Source organism: Streptomyces tateyamensis (assembly GCF_003205575.1).
In the GTDB taxonomy this organism is placed as follows: domain Bacteria; phylum Actinomycetota; class Actinomycetes; order Streptomycetales; family Streptomycetaceae; genus Kitasatospora; species Kitasatospora tateyamensis.
In genome coordinates, this window is sequence record NZ_PYBW01000012.1 from 41,854 (window position 1) to 61,723 (window position 19,870).

Here is a 19,870-nt window from a genome sequence, read left to right on the forward strand (position 1 = left end):
TTAGGTAACCAGCAAGGCAGTTCATTGACTTGCTCTTTGCGGGGGAGGATCATCGGTGCCTGTTCGACCGGGCCGGGGCACCTACCAAGGTGAATCGACTCATGTGACGGCCACCGCCGTTGGGGTCGGTGGGGGGAGGCTGCGAGCCGTCGTGCCCTCAGCCGGGAGAAGGACGTGCCGTGCCGACTGTGCCCGAGCTCGTGGCGGCCCGCGCGGCCGCCGACCCGCATCGCCCTGCCCTGGTGCAGGGCGAGCGGGAACTGACCTACGGCGACCTGCTCGACTGGGCCGACACGGTGGCCGCGGAGCTGCGCGCCGGCGGTGTGTCGGCCGGCAGCAGAGTGGCGGTGCTGTGCGAGCGGTCGATCGAGTACGCGGTCGCCGCGCTCGGCGTGCTGCGGGCCGGCGCCTGCTACCTGCCGGTCGACCCGGCCTACCCGGCCGAACGCCGTGAGCTGATGCTCGGGGACGCCGAGGTGGCGCGGGTGCTGGACGCCGCCGCCGTCACCGCGGCCCGGACGGCCGCACCGGCCCGGCGCCCGGAGGCCGCCCCGCCATCGGCGCCCACCCTGGCGGCGCAGCCCGCCCCGTCCGCGCTGCCCGCCCCGGCCGCCGACGACCTCGCCTACGTGGTGTACACCTCCGGCTCCACCGGCCGCCCCAAGGGCGTCGCGGTCGAGCACGCGAGCCTGCTGAACCTGGTGACCTGGGTGCACACCGCCTTCGCCCCCGGCCCGGGCGACCGCGCCCCGCTGCTGTCGGCGGTCGGCTTCGACGCCTCGGTCCTGGAGCTGTGGCCGTACCTGACGGCGGGCGCCACCGTCGTGGTGGCCACCGAGCACGACCGTAGTTCCCCCGCCCGACTGCGGGACTTCCTGGTCGACTCCGGGGTCACCCTGGCCTTCGCCCCCACCCCGCTGGCGGAGGCCCTGACCGCGCTGCCCTGGCCCGCCACCACGGCTCTGCGCACCCTGCTCACCGGCGGCGACCGGCTCACCGCCCGCCCGCCGCGCGGGCTGCCGTTCACCCTTGTCGACAACTACGGGCCGGCCGAGTCCACCGTGATCGCGCTCTCCGCCCCGGTGCCGCCCGGTGACGGCCCGCCCACCATCGGCCGGCCGCTGCCCGGGATCACCGCCGTGGTCCGCGACGCGGCGGGCGCCGGGGTGGCGGACGGCGAGGTGGGCGAGCTGTACCTGGGAGGGGCGGGCCTGGCCCGCGGTTACCTGGGCCGTCCCGAGCTGACCGCCGAGCGGTTCACCGCCGCCCCGACCGCCGGCCGGCTCTACCGGACCGGGGACTTGGTCCGCCGCCGGCCGGACGGCGAGTTCGAGTTCGTCGGCCGGGCCGACGACCAGGTGCAGATCCGGGGCTTCCGGGTCGAACCGGGCGAGCTGGAGGCGGCCCTCGGCGCGCTGCCCGGCGTGCGCGCCGCCGCCGTGGTGGCCGGCCCGGACGCCACCGGCGAGCCCTGCCTGCGGGCGTTCTACGTCCCGGCGCCGGATGGTCCGGCTCCCGACGCAGTCCGCCGCGCCCTCGCCACCCGGCTGCCCGCCCACCTGCTGCCGGCCGCCGTCCAGGCCCTGGACGCGCTGCCGCTGACCGGGCACGGGAAGACCGACCGGTCCGCCTTGCTCGCCCGGTCGGCCGGCGAGCGGGTGCCGGGCGCACCGCCGCGCACCCCCACCGAGGCCCTGCTGGTGGACGTCTGGTCACAGGTGTTCGGCTTCCGGGTCGGCGTGGACGAGCCGTTCGACGAACTCGGCGGGCACTCGCTGCGGGCGATGCGGATCCTTGCCCGGATCGCCGAGCGCTGCGGCGTCGAACCCGCTCCGGCAGACGTGCTCGGCGGCCGCACGGTCGCCGAGCTGGCGCGCACCGTCGACGAACTGGCCCGGGCCGTCGACGAACTGGCCCGGGCCGTCGAGGAACTGACCCCGACCGCCGACGGGCCGGCGCGGAACGACGACGGTGACGCCCCGACCGCCGACGGACCGGCCCGGAATGACGACGGTGACGCCCCGACCGCCGACGGACCGGCCCGGAATGACGACGGTCACGCCCCGCTCGCCTCGGCCCAGGCCCGGTACTGGTTCATCGACCAGTTCGCGCCGGACCCGGCGATCTCCAACGTCTCGATCGGCCTCACCGTGACTGCCGACCCGCGGCCCACCGAAGCCCCGGCCGGCGCCCCGGCCGTCGACGAGCGGGCACTGGCCGAAAGCATCGCCGAACTGGTCCGCCGGCACCCGGCGTTGCGGACCGCGTACGTCCAGACGCCGCAGGGCCCGCGCGCGCGGGTGCTGCCCTGGACCGGCACCACCGCCGAGCTGGTCGAGACCCTCGACCTGCGCGGTGCGCCCGGGACCGCCGCGGTCCGGTTCGCCCAGCAGGCCGCCAGGCCGTTCGACCTGACCCGCCCGCCGCTGCTGCGTGCCGTCCTGGCCCGGACCGCCGAGGCGTGCTGGGAAATCGGCCTGACGATCCATCACATCGCGGTCGACGGACGCTCGGTCGAGATCCTGTTGGCCGACCTGGCCGAGGTCTACCCCGCGCTGGCCGCCCACCGGGCCCCGGCCGAGCGCCCGGCCGGCCCCGACCCGGCCGCCGTGGCCCGCTGGGAGCAGAGCCGGCTGGACCGCCACCCGGACCTGCTGGAGTACTGGACCCGCGCGTTGGACGGCGCCCCGCCGCTGCTCGACCTCACCCCCGGCGAGACCCGTCCGCCGCAGCCGAGCTTCCGCGGCGCCACCGTCGGCCGCCGGCTGCCGACCGGGCTGCGCGGCACCCTGGACCGGACCGCCCGCCGGCTCGGCGCCACCCCGTACATGGTGCTGCTGGCCGGCCTGTTGACGGTGCTGCACCGCTACACCGGGCAGCGCGACCTGGTGGTCGGCACCCCGGTCGGCGACCGGCCGCAGGCGGCCTTCGAGTCCACCGTCGGCTGCTTCGTGAACACCCTGCCGCTGCGCGTCGACCTGGCCGGCGACCCGGGGTTCGCCGAACTGGTCGACCGGGTGCGGGCGGTGACCACCGAGGCCTACGCGTACCGGGCGCTGCCGTTCGAGCGACTGGTGGAGAAGCTGGCGCCGACCGGGCGGCGGGCCCACCACCCGCTGTTCCAGGTGATGCTGGTGCTCCAGCAGATCGAGGCCACCGAGCTGCGGCTGCCCGGGGCGACAGTCCGTTTCGACGGCGAACTCCCGGCCGACCGGGCGCGGTTCGACCTCACCGTGGTGCTCGACCGGGACCGGCTCGCGGTGGAGTACGCCACCGACCTGTTCGATGCCGCGTTCGCCGAGCGGCTGGCCGACCACCTGGTGCGGGTGCTGACCGCGGCCGGCGCCGACCCGGCCATCGGCCTGGACCGGATCGAGCTGCTGTCCGACGCCGAGCGGGAGCAGGTGCTGGCCTTCGGGCGCGGCGCGCCTGCCCGCCGTCCGGGGCCGGTGCACGACCGGATCGCCGGTCCGCCCGGCCGCCCCGCCGTCGTCTGCGAGGACGAGAGCCTCGACTACGCCGAACTCGACGCCGCCGTCAACGGCCTGGCCCGCGTACTGGTCGGGTACGGACTGCCCCCCGGAACCCCGGTCGCGGTCTGCCTGCCCCGCTCGGTCCGCTCGGTGGTCGCGATGATCGCCGTGCACCGCGCCGGGGGCGTGTACGTGCCGATGGACCCGGCCTTCCCCGACGAGCGGCTGCGGCAGCTGCTGGCCGACGCCGCACCGCCGCTCGCGGTCTGCACCGGGGGACCGGGCGGTACGGCCGACCGGCTGCGGGCGCTGGCCGCCGGGCCGCTCACCGCCGTGGACGCCCGGCAGCCGGACGCCGGCACGCCACCGACGGTCCGGCTCGGCGAGGACGACGTGGCCGACATCATGTTCACCTCGGGCTCCACCGGCCGCCCCAAGGGTGTCCTGCTGACCCACGGCGGCCTGGCCAACCTGGTCGCCGCCAAGGTCGAACTCTTCGACGTGCGGCCCGACTCCACCGTGCTGCAGTTCGTCGCGTTCGGCTTCAGCGTCTCGATCTCCGACGTCTACATGACCCTCACCACCGGGGCCACCCTGGTGGTGCGCGGCGACGCGGAGCTGGCCGGCGAAGACCTCGCCGAGCTGATCCGCCGGCACGCCGTCACCAACCTGGTGCTGCCCGCCTCCGTGCTGGCCGCCGTGCCGGACACCGACCTGCCGTCGGTGCGCGCGATCACCGTCGGCGGCGAGGCGTGCAGCGCCGCCCTGGTGGACCGTTGGGCGCCCGGTCGGCACTTCGTCAACGCCTACGGCCCGACCGAGGCCACCACCGCGACCGCCGTCGGCGTCTGCGCCCCCGGCGGCGGCCGGCCCACCGTCGGCCGCCCGATCCCGGGCGCGCTGGTGTACCTGCTGGACGAGCGCGGCCGCCCGGTGCCGATCGGTGTACCCGGCGAGCTGTACGTCGGCGGTGCCGGCGTCGGCCGCGGCTACCTCGGCCGCCCCGGGCTGACCGCCGAGCGCTTCCTGCCCGACCCGTTCGCCGGGGGCCGGATGTACCGTACCGGCGACCTGGCCCGTTGGCTGCCCGACGGCGCGATCGCCCTGCTCGGCCGCAACGACGACCAGGTCAACGTGCGCGGCGCCCGGCTGGAGATCGGCGACGTCGAGGCCGCGCTGCGCGCCCACCCGGCGGTCGCCGACGCGGCCGCCGCCGTCCAGCGCCACCCGGTCGCGGGGGAGCGGCTGGTCGGCTACCTGGTGCCCAAGGCCGACACCCCCACCGCGGACACGCCCAGCGCCGACACCCCGGACGGCCCTGCCGCGCTGCCCGCCGCCGGGCCGCTGACCGTGCCCGCGGTCCGCGCCTTCCTCGCCGACCGGCTGCCCGGCCACGCCGTGCCCACCGCCTTCCTGCTGCTGCCCGCCCTGCCCCGCACCAGCACCGGCAAGCTCGACCGGCGCGCCCTGCCCGACCCCGGCGACCTGCCCGGACAACCGGGCGGCCGACGCGCCCCGTCCGGGCCGATCGAGGAGATCCTGGTCGAGATCTGGACCGAGGTGCTCGGTGCCGAACCCGGCGTCGACGACGACTTCTTCGCGATCGGCGGCCAGTCCCTGCTCGCCGCCGCGGTCGCCGCCCGGATCCGGGACCGCTTCGAGATCCCCTTCCCGGTCCGGGTGCTGTTCGACGAACCGACCATCGCCGCGCTGGCCGGCGCGGTGGAGAAGGCGATTGTCGAGGACCTCGGATGACCACCACGGACCAGCGCCTCGCGGAGCGGCTCGCCCGTGCCAAGGCCCGCAAGCCCGCCGCCGCCCCGGTGTTCCCACCCCGCCCGGCCGGTCCGACCCCGCTGTCCGACATCCAGCGGCGGCTCTGGTTCCTGCACCGCTGGGCCCCCGACAGCGCCGCGTACACCATCCCGGTCGCCTGGCGGCTGCGCGGCCGGCTCGACCCCGGGCGGCTGGCCGAGGCGCTGAGCGCCGTGGCCGCGCGGCACGAGATCCTGCGCACCCGCTACCTCGCGGACGGCGGCGAACCGACCGCCGTGGTCGACGCTCCGGCGCCCGTCCCGCTGCCGGTCCGCGAGGCGCCCGACGGCCTGGACGCGGCGCTGCGTCGCGCGGTCGCCGAGCCCTTCGCGCTGGACCTGCAGTGGCCGCTGCGCGCCGAGCTGCTGCGGCTGGCCCCCGAGGACCACGTGCTGGTGGTCTGCCTGCACCACATCGCCGCCGACGGCTGGTCGGTCGGCCTGCTGACCGCCGACCTGGCCGCAGCCTGGCACAGCGGCGGCCCGCTGTCGGCCGCCGTCGGGTACGCCGATGTCGTCCACGCCCGGCGCGAGCGCACGCACGAGGCCGAACTGGCTTACTGGAAGCAGCGGTTGGCGGGAGCTCCGACCGTCCTGGAGCTGCCCGCCGACCGGCCCAGGCAGGCTGTCGCCGACGACGCCGGCGCCACGCTGCGCCTCACCCTGGACGAAGCGACCACCGCCGCGCTGCGCCGGTTGGCGACCGGGACCAGGTGCACCGGCTTCATGGTGCTGCTGGCCGCCTTCCAGGCGCTCTGCGCCCGCTACGCCGGTGTGGACGACGTGCTGGTCGGCACTCCGGTGGCGGGCCGGGACGAGGTGCCCGAGGTGTTCGGTTGCTTCCTGGACACCATCGTGCTGCGCAGCCGCTTCCCCGAGGAGCTGACTGGACGTCAACTTCTGTCGAATGTCCGGGAGTCGACACTGGCGGACATTGCCAACAGTGCGCTGCCGTTCGACCGGGTGGTCGGTCTCGGTCCCCGGCAGGTCGGTCACCACCCCGTCTACCAGGTGCAGTTGGTGGCCACCCACGTTCCTCGCGTGCCGCTGCGACTGGCCGGACTGGACGTCGCGTGGCAGGAGGTCGAACCGGAGACGGCCAAGGTCGACCTCAGCCTCGCCGCCGAGGACCTCGGCGGCGCCACCGTCGAGATCACCGCCACCTACCGCACCGCACTGTTCGACCGGGAGACCGTCGAGCGGTTCGCGGGGCACTACGTCCGGCTGCTCGCGGCACTGGCCGCCGACCCCGACGCCGTCCTCGACCGCCTCCCGATCCTCGGCCCGGACGAGGCGCCGGCGGCGGCCCTGCCGCCGCAGCCCGTCGAGGGCACCGTGCTGGACCGCTTCGACCGCTGGGTCCACAGCCACCCGGACCGCCCCGCCGTCCAGGCTCCCGACGGCACCCTCGGATACGCCGAACTGGACCGGACCGCCCGCGGGTTGGCCGAGCGACTGCGCGGCGCCGCAGTGGTGGCCGTGCAGGCCGCCCCGGGCACCGGCTTCCTCGCCGCCGTGCTGGCCTGCTGGCGGGCCGGTGCCGCCTACCTGCCGCTCGACCCCGCGCTGCCGGCCGCCCGGCAGGAGGCGCTGCTCGCCTCGGCAGGCGCCGCGCTGCTGGTCTCCGGACCCGCCCACGACCTCACCGTCCGCCGGATCGGCGCCGACGGCACGGCGGATCCCGGGCTCGCCTACGTGATGTTCACCTCCGGCTCCACCGGCCCGCCCAAGGGCGTCGCCGTCGGCCACGACAACCTCGCCGCGTACCTGGCGGGCGTCAGCCCGGTCCTGACGGGCGGTCAGGACGAGGCGCAGCAGTACGCCGTCTGCTCCACCCTCGCCGCCGACCTCGGCCACACCATGCTGTTCGGCGCCCTGTGGGCCGGCGGCACCGTCCGGCTGCTCGACCCGGCCGTGGTCGCCGACGCCGACGCGCTCGCCGAGGCGCTCGCCGAGCACCCGGTCGACCTGCTGAAGCTGGTGCCCTCCCAGCTCGCCGCGCTGCTCACCGCCGAGCGGCCGGCCGACCTGCTGCCCCGGCACTGCCTGGTGCTCGGCGGCGAGGCGGTCGGCTGGGAGCTGGTCGACCGGGTCGCCGCGCTGCGGCCCGGCCTGCGGATCGTCAACCACTACGGCCCGACCGAGACCACCGTCGGCGTGCTCACCCACGTGCTGTCCGAGGTGCCGCCGGCCCGCCGGCCCGCGGCACCGCCGCTCGGCCGGCCACTGCCCCACGTCGAGGCCCGGATCCTGGACCGCCACGGTGAGCCCGTCCCGCTCGGCGTCCCCGGCGAGCTGTGGATCGGCGGCCCCGCGGTCGCCCGCGGGTACCTCGGCGACCCCGACCGGACCGCCGAACGCTTCACCACCGACCCGGCCACCGGCACCCGCCGCTACCGCACGGGGGACCGGGTCCGACTGCGGCCCGACGGCACGGTGGAGTTCCTCGGGCGCGACGACCGGCAGGTCAAGATCCGCGGTTACCGGGTCGAACCCGGTGAGGTCGAGGCCGCCCTGCGCGCCGAGCCCGGCATCACCGACGCCGCCGTGCTCGCCGCCGACGGCCGGCTGGTCGCCTACCTGGCGGCCACCGGCCCCGATGCCCTGGACGGTCTCGCCGACCGGCTCGCCGCCCGGCTGCCGGCCCACCTCGTCCCCGCCGTGCTGGTCCCGCTGGACGCCCTGCCGCTGACCGCCAACGGCAAGGTGGACCGGGCGGCGCTGCCGGCGGCCGCGGCCCCCGCCACCGCCGGCCGGCCGCCCACCACCCGGTGGGAACGCGCCGTCGCCGCGGTCTTCGGCGACCTGCTCGGCACACCCGTGACCGACGTCGAGGCGGACTTCTTCGCGCTCGGCGGCCACTCCCTGCTCGCCACCCGCGCCGTCTCCCGGCTGCGCCGCGACCTCGGCGTCGCGCTGCCGCTGCCGGTCCTGTTCGCCCACCCCACGGTGGCCGGCCTGGCCCGCCGGCTCGCCGTGCTGCGCACCGACCGGGACGCCCGCCCGCCGCTGGGTCCCGACACCGGCGCCCTGCCGCCGCTGCGCGCCGGCAGCCCCGTCACGGTCTCCTACGCCCAGCAGCGGCTCTGGTTCCTCGACCAGGTCACCCCGGGCAACCCCGCCTACAACCTCCCGTACGCGCTGCGCCTGGACGGCGACCTCGACCCCGCCGCACTGGCCGGCGCACTCACCGCGGTGGTCGCCCGGCACGACTCGCTGCGCACCGTCTTCCCCGCCGCCGACGGCGCCCCGGCCCCGCGGGTGCTGGCGCCCTCGCCCGTCGCGCTACCCGTGGCCGACCTGCGCGACGCCGGCGCCGAGCGGATCCGGGCCGAGGTCGACGCCGAGTTCCGGCACGGCTTCGACCTCGCCGCCGGCCCGCTGCTGCGGGCCCGGCTGCTGCGCGTCGAGGACCACGCGCACCTGCTGCTGCTGACCTTCCACCACATCGTCTTCGACGGCTGGTCGTACGCGCTGTTCGCCGACCAGGTCGGGGCGGCGTATACCGGCACCCTGCTGCCGCCGCCCGGCGTCCAGTACGCCGACCACGCGGCCTGGCAGCGCGGCACCGACCACGCCGGGGGCCTGGCGCACTGGCGCGAACTGCTGCGCGACGCCCCGCCCTGGCTGGAGCTGCCCGCCGACCGGCCGCGCCCGGCCGTCCCGAGCCACCTCGGCGGTGCCGTCCCGGTCGCCGTCCCCGCCGAGGTGTCGGCGCCGCTGCTGGCGGTCGGCCGGGCCGAGGGCGCCACCGCGTTCATGACCCTCTTCGCCGCCTACCAGGTGCTGCTCGCCCGGTACGCGGGCACCGACGACCTGGTGGTCGGCGTCCCGGTGGCGGGCCGTCATCATCCGGACGCCGACGAGCTGATCGGCTTCTTCGTCAACATGCTGCCGCTGCGCGGCCGGCCGCGCCCCGAGCTGACCTTCCGTGAGCACCTGCGGGAGGTCCGGGGCACCTGTGTGGCCGCCTTCGGCCACGCCGACGTGCCCTTCGAGTGGCTGGTCGAGCAGCTCGCCCCGGTCCGCGATCCCGGCCGGACCCCGCTGTTCTCCACCATGTTCGCCCTGCAGAACATGCCCGCGCCGGTCTGGCGGCTGCCCGGTCTGACCGCGACCCCGGTCGACGGGCCCACCGGCGTCGCGAAGTTCGACCTCTCGCTCATCCTGGTCGAGCAGGCCGACGGCCTGACCGGCGCGCTGGAGTACAGCGCCGACGTCCTCGCCCCCGCCACCGCCGAGCGCCTGGCCGGCTACTTCGCCACCCTGCTGCGGGCCCTCGCCGCCGACCCCGACACCGCGCTGGCCGACCTGCCGCTCGCCGACGCCGTCGAACACCACCGGGTGCTGACGGAGTGGAACGACACCGCTGCCGAGCTGCCCGCCGCCACGGTGCCCGAGCAGATCGCCGCCCAGGCGGTCCGCACCCCGCACGCCGTCGCCGTCGGCGACGGCACCCGCACCCTGGACTACGCCGAACTCGACCGGCGGGCCGACCGGTTGGCCCGAGTCCTGGTCTCCCACGGGGTCGGGCCGCAGACCGTGGTCGGCGTCGCCGCGGACCGCACCGCGCGACTGCCCGTCGCGCTGCTCGCCGTACTGAGGGCAGGCGGCGCCTATCTGCCGCTCGACCCCGACTACCCCGCCGAGCGGCTCGCCCACATGCTCGGTGACTCCGGCGCCGCGGCCCTGCTCACCGACGACGGAGCGCCGCTGCCCGGTGTCCCCTTCGACGGCCCGGTGCTGGCCCTGGACGGCGAGCCCGCCCGGGACCCCGGCGACCGCACCCCGCTGCCCGCGCCCGACCCCGACCGCACCGCCTACCTGCTGTACACCTCCGGCTCCACCGGCCGCCCCAAGGGCGTCGCCGTCCCGCACCGCGCGCTCGCCAACCTGCTCGGCGCCGTCCGCAGCGCCCTCGGCGGCTTCGGACCGGGCGATGTCCTGCCGGCCATCACCACCCTCTCCTTCGACATCGCCGGCCTGGAGCTGTGGCTGCCGCTGGTGACCGGTGCCCGGGTCGAGATCGTCGACCGCACCACCGTGCGCGACGGCGCCGCCCTGGCCCGCCGGATCGCCGACAGCGCCGCCACCCTGCTGCAGGCCACCCCCGCCACCTGGGGCCTGCTGCTCGACGCCGGCTGGACCGGCAACCCCGCTCTGACCGCCCTGTGCGGCGGCGAGGCGCTGCCCGCCGGCCTGGCCGCCGCGCTGCGCCCGGTGGTCAGGTCGCTGTGGAACCTCTACGGTCCCACCGAGGCGACCATCTGGGCCACCGCCCGGCTGATCGACGACGACTGCGAGATCACCGTCGGCCGCCCGCTCGCCAACACCACGGCCTACGTCCTCGACGACCGGCTGCGACCGGCGCCGATCGGCGCCGTCGGCCAACTCCACCTCGGCGGCGCCGGCCTGGCCCACGGATACCACCGCCGGCCCGACCTCACGGCCGCCGCCTTCGTCCCCAACCCGTTCGGGCCCGGCCGGCTGTACCGCACCGGAGACCTCGCCCGGTACCGGGCCGACGGCCAACTCCTGCTGCTGGGCCGGGCCGACGGCCAGCTCAAGCTGCGCGGCCACCGGATCGAGACCGGCGAGATCGAGGCCGTCCTCGCCGAGCACCCCGACATCCGGCGCGCCGCCGTCGTGCTGCGCCCCGACCGGGCCGGCGAGCCGCAGCTGGTCGGCTTCCTGGTCACCGCCCGGCCGGTCGACCCGGTCGAGGCCGTCGCCTGGCTGCGCGGGCGGCTGCCGGCCCACCTGGTGCCCGCCCGGCTGGCCGTCATCGACGAACTGCCGCTCAGCCCGGCCGGAAAGGTCGACCGGGCCGCGCTGCCCGCCCTGCCGGCGCCGGCCCCACAGGCACCCGCGGGCCGGCCGGACACGCCCACCAGCCCGGCCGAGGCGCTGGTGGCCGACGTCTTCCGGGACGTCCTGGAACGGCAGGTCGGCCTCGACGAGGACTTCTTCGCCGCCGGCGGCGACTCGATGCGGGCCGTCCGCGCGGTGCGCCGGATCGACCCCGAACTCTCCGTCCTCGACCTGTTCACCCACCCCACCGTCCGCGCCCTCGCCGCCCGCCTCGGCGGGCCCGGCCGGACCGCCGACCTGATCCACCGGATGACCGGGACCACCGCCGAACAGGCCGAGGTCACCGTGCTCGCCGTTCCGTTCGGCGGCGCCGGCGCCATCGTCTACCGCGACCTGGCCGAGCGGCTGCCCGACAGCTGGGCGCTGTACGCCGTGCAACCGCCCGGCCGCGACCTGGCCCGCCCGGAAGAGGCCGCCGAGCCGATCGCCGCCCTGGCCCGGCGCTGCGCCGAGCGGATCCTGGCGGAGCGGCCCGGCCCGGTGGTGCTCTACGGCCACTGCGTCGGGGCCGCCCTGGCCACCGCCGTCGAGGCCGAGCTGCGCGCCGCCGGCCACCCGGTGCTCGGCCTGGTCGTCGGCGCCGCCTTCCCGATCGCCGAACTGCCCGGCCCGCTCGGCCGGCTGGCCCGCCTCGCACCCGGCCGCCGACAGTCCGACCGGGCGCTCACCGACGGCCTGCGGGTCCTCGGCGGCCTGGCCGAGGACCTCCCCGAGCAGGAGCGGCGGCTGCTCGCCGCCGCGGTCCGGCACGACGCGGTCGAGGCCGAGCACTTCTACGGCGCCCCGGCCGCGGCCGGCCCCACGCCGGTCCTGGTGGTGGTCGGCGAACGCGACCGGGTCACCGAGTTCCACCAGGAACGCGCCCACGAATGGACGGCCTACGGCCGCGCCGTGGACACCGCCGTGGTTCCCGGCGCCGGCCACTTCTTCCAGCGCGAACCGGCCCTGGCCGAGTTGCTGCACGAGCGCGTCGAACGCTGGCGGCGTGGCGAGGGGCCGGTCGAACCGCCCGAGGTGCCGCCGCCGGCCCGGCTCACCGCCTTCCTCACCGTCACCCTCGGCCAGCTGGTCTCGCTGGTCGGTACCGGACTGTCCACCTTCGCCCTCGGACTGTGGGCCTACCGCACCACCGGCGCCGTCACCGCCTTCGCCGCGATCGCCGCGTTCGCCCTGCTCCCGGCGATCCTGGCGGCCCCCGTGGCCGGCGCCGTCGCCGACCGCCACGACCGCCGCCGGGTGATGATCGGCTGCGACCTCGCCGGCCTCGGCTCCTCGGTCGCCGCCGCGGCCCTGCTCACCGCGGGCTCACTGCGGCTGTGGCAGCTCTACGCGGTGGTCGTCGTCGGCGCCGTCGCCGCCGCCTTCCGGCAGCCCGCCTACCTGGCGGCGGTCACCCAGCTCACCCCCAAGCGCTACCTGGGCCAGGCCAACGGCGTGGTCGGCCTGGGCACCGCCACCGGCACCTTGTTCGCCCAACTCCTGGGCGGTGCACTGGCAGTGGCCGTCGGTCTGGCTACCGTGGTGTGGCTGGACGTGGCCACCTTCGCGGTCTCGCTGGCCACCCTGTTGGTGGTCCGCTTCCCCGACCTGGGATTCGTGCGCCGGAACGGGCCGCTGCTGCGCGAGATCACCGAGGGCTGGCGCTTCCTGGCCCGCCGCCGCGGCCTGATCGCCCTGGCCGTCTTCTTCGCCGTCGCCAACGCGCTCGGCGGCGTGGTGACGGTGCTGGTCACCCCGCTGGTGCTGGCCTTCGGCTCACCCGCCACGCTGGGCCTGGTGCTGGCCGCACAGGGCGCGGGACTGCTCGCGGGCAGCGCCCTGATGGCCGTCTGGGGCGGCACCCGCCGCCGGGCGGCCGGCATGATCGCCTTCGTCGGGCTGTTCGCCGTCTCCGCCGTGCTGATCGGCCTGCGCCCCACCGCCCTCTTCCCGACCCTGGGCAGTTTCGGCATCGGCGTCTGCGCGGCGCTGATCAACGCGCACTGGTTGGCACTGGTCCAACTGAAGGTCGGCCTCGACCTGCAGGGCCGGGTGCTCGCGACCTGCCTGATGCTGGCGAGGCTGGTGATGCCGGTCGGCTACCTGGTCACCGGCCCGCTCACCGACCACGTCTTCGAACCGCTGCTGCGCGACCCCGGCACCTTCCTCGGCAGTCTGATCGGCACCGGCCACGGGCGCGGCATGGCCGCTGTCATCATCCTGACCGGGCTGGCCGCGTTGGCCTGGACCGCCGCGGGCTACGGGTACCGGCCGCTGCGCGAAGCGGACGACTCACTTCCGGACTCCGGGCCGTCGGCCGACGCCCGCCCGGCCGACCCGCGGGACTCCTGATGCTCACCCACCCGACCAGACCGGACCACTTCCTGGTGACCGCGGCCGACCTGGAGCCGGCGAGCCCCGGCTCGACCCTGCCGCCCGCCGTCGCTGCCCGCGCCGATGCCCTGCGCTCCGTCCTCGACTGGGCCCGCACCTACCTGACCGAACCGCACCCGGATCTCGGACGCGCCGGCCCGGTCTGCCCGTTCGTCGGGTCCTCGCTGCGCGAGGAGCGCTTCCACCTGGCGGTCCGTCCGGGCCGACCGGCCGACCGCGCCGCGGTGGCGGAGGCCGTCGCGCTGCACCGGGAGTGGTTCCTGCTGTTGGCCCCGCCCGGCACCCCCCGGGCGCAGTCCACCACCATCCTGGTCGTCTTCCCCGACCTGCCGAGCAGCGAGGCACCCGAACTGATCGACCGCACCCAACTCGATCTGAAGACCGCCTTCGTCGAGGACGGCCTGATGCTCGGTCAGTTCCACGACCTTCCCCCGGAGCAACCGGGCCTGTGGAACCCCGACTTCCGCCCGCTGCGCAGCCCGCTGCCGATGCTGGTGATCCGTCACATGGTCCCCACCGACCTGCCGTTCCTGGTCGAGGACCCGCGCCACCGGGCCGCCTACCAGCGCCTGTTCGGCCACCGCGGCCAGTCGGCCCGACGAAGGGTGGCCTCCTGAGCTGCCGACCCGCGCCCCGCGCCCGAGGATAGGCCGTTCGGCCCCCGGAGCCCGGCTGGCCCGGCCGACGGCCCCGCCGAACGGGTGGACTCGCGCAGCACGGGCCCGCCGGGCACCCCGGGGCCCGGGCGCGCCCGGTGATGCTGGCCCTCCCCAGCCCGTGAACCGGAAGAGGCACCCCGACGTGAGACGCATCCCCCACCGCCGGCTGTTGGCCGCGACCCTGGTCGCGGCGTCCGTCCTGGTCCCGATGACCGTCGCCCCCGCCGGCCAGGTACCAGCCGCGGCCGCCGACCGGATGCACCACGCCGACCGGCTCGACCGCTCCGACTGCCCCGCGAACGGCGACGGCCTGGACCCCGCCCTGGCCGCCCGGCTGGACACGGCGATCGCCGACGTCCGCCGGCAGGCGGACATCCCCGGCGTGGTGGTCGGCCTGTGGCTGCCGGGCAGGGGATGCTACGTCCGGGCGACCGGCGTCGCCGACACCGCCACCGGCGCACCGATGGACCGCGACTCCTACGTCCGGATCGGCAGCGAGACCAAGACCTTCACCGTCACCGCGCTGCTGCAGTTGGTGGACGAGCACCGGATCGGGCTGGACGACCCGATCGCGAAGTACGTCGACGGCGTGCCGTGCGGGGACCGGATCACGCTTCGTGAGCTCGCCGAGATGCGCAGCGGCCTGTTCCCGTACACCTTCGACCCGGACTTCCAGCAGGCCCTGCTCTCCGACCCCGCCCGCAGCTTCACCCCGCAGGAGTCGCTCGCGTACGGCTACCGGCACCAGAACACCTTCCAGCCGGAAGAGCAGTTCCAGTACTCCAACTCCAACCTGCTGCTGCTCGGCCTGGTGATCGAGAAGGTGACCGGCGAGCCGTTCGGCACGGTGCTCGACGACCGGGTGCTGCGCCCGGCCCACCTGCGGCACACCCTGCTGCCGGAAGGCACCGAGTTCCCGGACCCGCACCCGCGCGGCTACACCGACCAGACGCTCAGCGGGGCGACCGCGGACTCCACCGACTGGAACCCCAGTTGGGCCTGGACGGCCGGTGCGATGATCTCCGACCTGGGCGACCTGCGGCACTGGGCCCAGGTGCTGGCCACCGGGCAGTTCAGCTCCGAGAAGCGGATGCTCAGCCCCGAGACCCAGGCCCAGCGGCTGCAGACGCTGCCCACCGGGTTCCCGGGCACCGGCTACGGCCTGGGCATCATCGACACCAACGGCTGGATCGGACACAACGGCTCGATCCCGGGCTACGAGACCGTGACGGTCTACCTGCCCGCGCAGCAGGCCACCATGGTCGTCATGATCAACACGGACAGCAGCAGCGGCGGCCAGGAGCCCTCCACCCTGCTGGCCCGAGCGATCACCGAGGTCATCACCCCGGACCACGTCTACGCGGGCTCGGCCACCACGGACCAGGTCGGCTCCTGAGGCCGGTCCGGCCCTGACGCACCATCGACCACCGCGGGTCGGTTCTCCCGGACGGCCGGCACCGTGAGGACGACGGCGGTGGCGGCCAGCTGCCACAGCGCGCCGACCGCCAGGACCGTGCCGCTGCCCGGCAGGGCGGCGGCCGGGCAGTACCAGCGCGAGGCCGATCGGGCCCAGGGCGAACGCGCCCAGGCTGCCGTAGGCGTCCACCCGGGCCCGGGCGGCGTCCTAACCAAACGGTGTTCCAAGTGAACTGACTGACCGTTAGCTTTGACCTCCTGGGCGGCCCGGAGCTCGGCGGCACCAGTGACCTCGATCTGGGAGGCAAGCAATGCGGATCAAGCACGCGCTCGCACTCGGCCTGGCCGGTGCGGCAGTGGCGACCCTCGGTGCCGCGGGCACCGCGGGCGCCGCTACCGGCAACAGCGTCACGCTGTACGAGGGGACCGGCTTCACCGGCCCGTCGGTGGTGGTGACCAGCAGCATGTTCAACGACTGCACCCTGCACTACAGCGACGGCACGCCGGTCTCCGCGATCGGCTCGGTGTACAACGGCGGGCCGACCGGCGCGACCCTGTACACCGGGGTGGGCTACCAGGGGGCCGCCCGCACGATCGCGCCGTTCTCGGGCTACAGCGGGAAGCTCTCCTGCGGTTCGATCGCGTTCTTCTAGGGCCCGTCTGACGGCCGACAGGCGGCCGCGGGCCTGTCGGTGCGGCCCGGTAGCGTGGGGCGGATGGACGAGCAGGCGGGATGGACGGCGCACGGGCTGCACTGGCACGGCGGTCGGCCCTACCTCAGTGCACGCTGCGGAGAACGCGGTTACGAGCGGGCACTGGTGGCGGGGGAGCGGGTCGGCTGGGTGCTCGCCGGGCCGCGGCGGTGCACCGGGGTGTGGCTGCCCGGTGAGCCGGAGCGGCGGCCCTGCCCGCACCGGGCCACCATCGACCCGGACGGGGCCGCCGTCCAGTGCCCCGCCTGTCAGGCCGCCGACCGCGGGCTCGCACTGGCCCGCGACCAGATCGTCGACGACGGGCGCACCTACCGGCTCTACCTGGCCTGGCTCGGCGCCGGCCTGCTCAAGGTGGGCCTGACCGCGGAGGAGCGCGGCAACAGCCGGCTGCTGGAACAGGGCGCACTGGCCTTCACCTTCCTCGCCCGCGGCTCGCTGCCGGGCATCCGGCGCGCCGAACTGACCGTCTCCGGCGCCAGGTTGGCCCGGGAGCGGTACCGCAGCCAGGCCAAGCTGGCGGGCTGGTGGGGCCTGCCGACCGCCGCCGCCCGGGCGGCCGAGCTGGCCGGGCTGCGCACCCGGGCGCTCCCGCTGCTCGCGGGCCACCGGATCGAGCTCCACCCGCAGGGCGAGATCCTGGACCACGTCGAGCTGTTCGGCCTGGGGGCGGGCGCGCCCCGGGAGTACCTGGCGGTGGCCGGCCTGGCGGACGGGGCGGTGGTCGGCGGGGTCGCCCGGGCCCCGATCGGGCGGCACGTCTTCCTGGACCAGCCCGCCGGCCCGCCGGTGCTGCTGGACACCCGCAAGCTCGCGGGCTGGCGGATCACCAGCAGCACCGGCAGCACGGCCGACGACACCCCGACCCCCAACCCCGGCCTGCGGCTGCAGCGGTGCACGGAGCCGGTGGGGAGCCAGGAAGCGCTGTTCTAGCCTCCAGCGGCGCCGGCCTGGGATGCCGTCAGTCGCCCACCCGGACCACGTACTTGCCGACGCCCCGGCCCGCCGCGAGCTGGTCGTGCGCGGCCGGCACCTCGGCCAGCCCGGCGAGCTCGGTGACGGGGAGGTCCACCCGGCCGGCCGCGAGCAGGTCGAGGACGCGGGAGATGGCGCGGGCCACCCGGGCCGGGGCGCCGACGGTCAGCCCGCGGTGGCTGAAGCCGGTGACGGTGAGGTTGCCGCCGAGCAGCCGGCCCAGCGGGGGCAGGGCGTCCAGCCCGCCGCCGCCCGCGTTGCCGAACAGCACGATCCGGCCGCCGGGCGCCGCGAGGTCCAGGTCCAGCTCCAGTTCGGCGGTGCCCAGCGGGTCGAGGACCAGGTCCACCCCGTGCCCGAGGGTGGCCGCCCGCACCGCCTCGCGCAGTTCGGGCCCGCGGGCGAAGGCGGCGTGGTAGCCGGCCTTGACCGCCTCGTCGGCCTTCTCCGGGCGGCCCACCGTGCCGATCAGCCGGCCTCCGCCCAGCTCCGGGACCAGCTGCGCGATCGCACTGCCGATGCCGCCGCCCGCCGAGTGCACCAGCACCGTGTCTCCGGCCGTGAACCGGCCCGAGTCGGTGAGCAGCAGCATCGCGGTGGCCAGGCCGAGCGGGGTGGCCGCCGCCTGGCGCAGGTCCACCCCGTCCGGCAGCGGCACGGTCAGCGCCGCCGGCGCGACCGCCACCTCGGCCAGCCCGCCGCCGGCCGGTGCGGCCACCACCCGGTCGCCGACCGCGAACCCCGTGACGCCCGGGCCGAGGGCGCGCACGGTGCCGGCCACCTCCTTGCCGGGCCGGTACGGCCAGCTGTCCACGTACCCGGCGTCGCCCCGGCGGGCCATCACGTCGACGAAGTTGAGGCCCGCGTAGGCCACCTGGACGGCCACCTGGCCCGGTCCGGGCTGCGGCGCCGCGACCTCGGCGACCTCCGAGTTCTCCGACCCGCCCGGGGCGGTCATGACCAGTGCGCGCATGTCGAGCTCCCCTCTCGCCGTTCCTGGCTAGGATGTCCGTGAACCATGTTCGACGAACATCGAAATAGATACCATGCCGCCAGGTTCGTTGTCGATCGACCTGGGGCTCAACTCAGAGGAGGGGACCGGCCCGTGTCCCGCACCCGCAACCCCCGCGCCCCGCTCGCCCACCCCGCCACGGCGGAGATCGACCTGTTCCACGTGCTGCACGCGCTCGCCGATCCGACCCGGATGACCGTCGTGCGCACCCTGGCCGCCGAGCCGGGCGGCGAACGGCCCTGTGGCACTTTCCCGGTCGACGTGGCGCCGTCCACCCTGAGCCACCACTTCAAGGTGCTGCGCGAGTCCGGCCTGATCCGCCAGCGCGAGGAGGTCAACCGGCGGATCACCACCCTGCGCACAGCCGACCTCGAAGAGCGGTTCCCGGGGCTGCTGGCCACCGTGCTGACCGCGTACGGGCGGTCGGTGGCGGAGTGAGTGGCGTCGCGCCCCCGTGGGCTTCCGGTGCGCCGGTGTGAACATTCGCGCGAATTCCGTTATCGGCGGCTCGCCCCGGGGTCTCCTGTGACGTAGGGCAGTCGACCGTAGGAGCACCGATGACGGAGTACCCGACCGAGGAACTGACGGAGCGGTACGTCCCGAGCCCGCCCGAACGCCGGGCCGGCGGCGGAGCGCACCGCAAGGCCGGCAACGGCCGGCACCGGCACCGGGCGCGGCGCGGGTCGACCGTCAAGCCGCTGTTCGCCGTGGTCGCGGTCGCCGCGACGGCCACCGCCGCGGTGGTCGGGGGCAAGGCGCTGTTCGCCGGACCGCAGGACGGCCGGGCCGCCGCCGCCCCGGAGCCGCCGCTGCCTGCGGGTGACGTGCCGGTGGGCGACCAGGGGGCCGGCGCCGGATCTGCCGCGCCGAGCCGGTCCGCCGCGCCGTCGGCCGTCGCGGCCTCCCCGTCCGCACCGACGTCCTCCGGGGCGGCGCCGAGCGCCGGGCCGACCCGGCTGCCGGGGGCCGCCGTCGTCACCACGCCGGTGCAGCACCCGACCACGGCCGCTGCGCGGCCGGGTGCGCCGGCGAGCAGCCCGCTCACGGCCGTCCCGTCCCGGGGCCCGTCGGGTTCGTCGGGCTCGTCGGCCGGTGCCGGGTCCGGTGCTGACCTGAACGCGGCGGCCAACCAGGTGCTCGCGGTGATCAACCAGGCCCGGGCCGCCCAGGGCGTCGCCCCGCTGCAGATGCTGGCCGGCCTGCAGACCAGCGCGGACGCGCACAACCACACCATGGCCGGGGGTTGCGGTCTGTCGCACCAGTGCCCGGGCGAGGCCGCCTTCGGCGACCGGGAGCACGCGGCCGGGGTGCAGTGGGGAACGGCCGGCGAGAACATCGGCGACGGCGGCCCGGTGGCCGACACCACGGACGCGGCGGCGAAGATGGCGGTCGGGCTGACCAACTCGATGCTCGCCGAGCAGCCGCCGAACGACGGCCACCGGCGGAACATCCTCAACCCGGACTTCCACCACATCGGGATCGAGCTGCTGCGCGACTCCTCCGGCACGCTCTGGATGACCCAGGACTTCTCGGACTGACTGACCGACTGGCCGACTGAGCGACGGGC

The 19,870-nt window shown here is 76.1% G+C and carries 9 protein-coding genes; 8 read left to right on the top strand and 1 reads right to left on the bottom strand.

Going from position 1 to position 19,870, the window contains the following annotated elements; all coding sequences use genetic code 11:
• The first annotated feature begins 179 nt into the window (after positions 1 to 179).
• From C7C46_RS03680 to C7C46_RS03705, 6 genes are all read left to right on the top strand, one after another.
• A complete protein-coding gene (locus C7C46_RS03680; protein ID WP_181442174.1) occupies positions 180 to 5,228 on the top strand; it encodes a non-ribosomal peptide synthetase in 5,049 nt (1,682 codons plus the stop codon).
• Positions 5,225 to 13,489, top strand: coding sequence for a non-ribosomal peptide synthetase/MFS transporter (locus tag C7C46_RS03685; protein WP_110665614.1), 8,265 nt, complete (start codon positions 5,225 to 5,227; stop codon positions 13,487 to 13,489). The genes C7C46_RS03680 and C7C46_RS03685 overlap by 4 nt, the downstream gene beginning before the upstream one ends.
• Positions 13,489 to 14,148 (top strand): DUF6875 domain-containing protein, encoded by a 660-nt coding sequence (locus tag C7C46_RS03690; protein WP_110665616.1) that lies wholly within the window; start codon positions 13,489 to 13,491, stop codon positions 14,146 to 14,148. Before C7C46_RS03685 ends, C7C46_RS03690 begins: the two co-directional genes overlap by 1 nt.
• 184 nt (positions 14,149 to 14,332) lie before the next feature.
• Positions 14,333 to 15,586 (top strand): serine hydrolase domain-containing protein, encoded by a 1,254-nt coding sequence (locus C7C46_RS03695; protein WP_110665618.1) that lies wholly within the window; start codon positions 14,333 to 14,335, stop codon positions 15,584 to 15,586.
• A 331-nt stretch (positions 15,587 to 15,917) separates the two neighbouring features.
• Entirely contained in the window at positions 15,918 to 16,259 is a 342-nt protein-coding gene (locus C7C46_RS03700) for a peptidase inhibitor family I36 protein (RefSeq protein WP_110665621.1), read from the top strand.
• A gap of 63 nt (positions 16,260 to 16,322) precedes the next feature.
• The gene (locus C7C46_RS03705; RefSeq protein ID WP_110665624.1) at positions 16,323 to 17,249 is read left to right on the top strand and encodes a DUF2797 domain-containing protein; all 927 of its coding nucleotides are present in this window, start codon (positions 16,323 to 16,325) and stop codon (positions 17,247 to 17,249) included.
• 28 nt (positions 17,250 to 17,277) lie between these two features.
• Here the strand turns inward: C7C46_RS03705 and C7C46_RS03710 are convergent, their stop codons facing one another.
• The gene (locus tag C7C46_RS03710) at positions 17,278 to 18,264 is read right to left on the bottom strand and encodes a quinone oxidoreductase family protein (protein ID WP_110665626.1); all 987 of its coding nucleotides are present in this window, start codon (positions 18,262 to 18,264) and stop codon (positions 17,278 to 17,280) included.
• A gap of 132 nt (positions 18,265 to 18,396) precedes the next feature.
• Between C7C46_RS03710 and C7C46_RS03715 the strand changes: the two genes are divergently transcribed.
• Together C7C46_RS03715 and C7C46_RS03720 are read left to right on the top strand one after the other, a co-directional pair.
• Positions 18,397 to 18,741, top strand: coding sequence for an ArsR/SmtB family transcription factor (locus C7C46_RS03715; protein WP_245984107.1), 345 nt, complete (start codon positions 18,397 to 18,399; stop codon positions 18,739 to 18,741).
• Positions 18,742 to 18,860: 119 nt separating this feature from the next.
• Positions 18,861 to 19,841 (top strand): CAP domain-containing protein, encoded by a 981-nt coding sequence (locus tag C7C46_RS03720; RefSeq protein WP_110665631.1) that lies wholly within the window; start codon positions 18,861 to 18,863, stop codon positions 19,839 to 19,841.
• Positions 19,842 to 19,870: the final 29 nt, after the last annotated feature.